We start from the raw sequence: 2,040 nt of genomic DNA on the forward strand, positions 1-2,040 counted from the left end.
AAAACGTTGCTTTGGGGAGCAGTCCTTATAAGTGTGTGAGTCAAAGCGGTTAGCACCCTAAAACTAAAAATTGACTAATCAAAGTGAGATGAGCAGCAGTTGCGCAAAAAAATTTGGTGGGCCTTTCTTTTATTGTTAGTGACGGTTACGGTTATTTTGACCGGAGTTATTGTGAGAAATCACAGGCATCTTGAAAATGAAACTCAGATTCCCAGAATGACGCAATCCAATCAGAAACACATCACGATTAAGCAAAGAAACAGATTTATAAACAAAATTTCGACTCCGGCAGTCATTAATTTTGAGAAAAATCGGGTTGTTCTCCCCAGCGTTGTCATTGCTCAAGCAATTCTGGAGTCTCAATATGGAACGTCTGAACTTTATAAATTAGCGAAGAATCCGTTTGGTATTAAAGGGAGTTATCAGGGGCAATCGATGACGTTTTACACTCATGAAGTTGAAAAAGGAAAGACCATTAGCGTGTTAGCCAGGTTTCGCAAGTATCCGAATTTACAGGCAGCTATTATGGATCATAATCAGTTGGTTCATCGAAAATTTGTTAGACAGAAGAATGTCCTTAGCTATCGGAAGACAACGCGATTATTACAGAAGAATGGGTATGCAACTGATCCACATTATGCTCAGAAATTGAATCATTTGATTGTGAAATATAAATTGGGACGTTATGATTTGAAAGCGCTCAATGACAATTAATTTGAAGTTGGCTATTGCCGTTATTCAAAAAATAATATAATCTATGAAGCGGAGAGTATTGAGGCTAGTCATTTAATGAGCTGAGAGCTTGAAAAATGAGGAGGAATTGCCAAATTGTTGGATTGGGTTTTAAACTTATACGGCCCGTTTTTTGATGCACATAATTGGAGTACGGTTATTACCAGTGGAAGTGATTGGTTGATCATCTTATCATTGGTGACCATTGAATGCTTGCTTTCAGTGGATAATGCAGTGGTATTAGCCGCACAAACACAAGCTTTACCTACGAAAGTTCAGCGGGAAAAATCGCTGTTCTACGGACTGTGGGGCGCCTACTTGTTCAGATTTCTGATCATTGGGCTTGGAACCTACCTGATCCATTTTTGGGAAATTAAAGTCATTGGATCTTTGTATCTGCTTTATCTGGTTTATTCCTTTTTCCGAAAAACAAAAGTTGTTCGAACTAAAAAACTGGCTAATCAAAAGAAACACCGCATTTCACTATTTTGGTCAGTGGTTCTCCAAATTGAATTCATGGATGTGGTGTTCTCTGTTGATTCGGTATTGGCTTCTTTAGCTATTTCGCCTAATCCGGTCATTGTTTTAATTGGTGGGATGATCGGGATTTTAGCAATGCGAGGCGTTGCTGAGGTTATCATGAAATTAATGAGCAAAATTCCCGAATTGCAACCGATGGCTTACGTTCTGATTGGCATTATTGCTTTGAAGCTGTTGTTGTCAATCCCAATGATTGATATCGAGATTCCAGCGCCGCTATTTGGTGTTATTGTCATTGCTGCCGTGATTATTACGTTAATCATTCATTATGTACGAAAGGATCGAAAAAAATCTGATGAGCGTAGAGATAACGAAGAATAACCTTCAATCTGAAACCAATAATAAACTAACGGTAATCGATTTTTGGGCACCATGGTGTGGTCCCTGCAAAATTTTGGATCCCATTTTGGCTGACTTGGAAAAAGAATACGGTGATCAAATTCATTTTGGGCGAATGAACGTGGATGGCAACCAGGATGTTGCTGAGCAGTATCATGTCCTAAGCGTACCCAGTTTGGTCATCTTTAAAGATGGTAAAGCAACCGAAAAGGTCTCGGGCGTTTATCCAAAAGAAAAATTAGCCAATTATTTTAATAAGAAGATTAAAGAACAGTGTGTGGAACAAAGCGATTAGCACCCAGAGTATAAGGCGTCGATTTGGAGGATCCAGGGTTTGGATTTTTCAAATCGATCCCTTATAAGGAGTGGTGCTGCTTTGAGGAGCAGTCCTAGAACAGTGTGTGGAACAAAGCGATTAATGTTCGGAGT

At 39.2% G+C, this 2,040-nt stretch carries 3 protein-coding genes; all 3 read left to right on the forward strand.

Features of this window, described 5'->3' with window-relative positions; all coding sequences use genetic code 11:
- Positions 1-99: 99 nt before the first annotated feature.
- On the forward strand, positions 100-714 hold the full coding sequence (locus HMPREF0519_RS12580) for a glycoside hydrolase family 73 protein (RefSeq protein ID WP_003636775.1): 615 nt from the start codon (positions 100-102) through the stop codon (positions 712-714).
- A gap of 117 nt (positions 715-831) precedes the next feature.
- On the forward strand, positions 832-1,593 hold the full coding sequence (locus tag HMPREF0519_RS12585) for a TerC family protein (protein ID WP_003557568.1): 762 nt from the start codon (positions 832-834) through the stop codon (positions 1,591-1,593).
- Positions 1,568-1,906: a thioredoxin gene (gene trxA / locus HMPREF0519_RS12590; RefSeq protein ID WP_003557569.1), complete on the forward strand. Its 339-nt coding sequence runs from the start codon at positions 1,568-1,570 to the stop codon at positions 1,904-1,906. Before HMPREF0519_RS12585 ends, trxA begins: the two co-directional genes overlap by 26 nt.
- Positions 1,907-2,040 lie beyond the last annotated feature (134 nt).

The organism is Lentilactobacillus hilgardii DSM 20176 = ATCC 8290, assembly GCF_000159315.1.
GTDB lineage: Bacteria > Bacillota > Bacilli > Lactobacillales > Lactobacillaceae > Lentilactobacillus > Lentilactobacillus hilgardii.

Coding starts and splice junctions, on each gene's coding strand:
- trxA (WP_003557569.1), top strand. CDS start 1,568: ATGAGCGTAGAGATAACGAAGAATAACCTTCAATCTGAAACCAATAAT.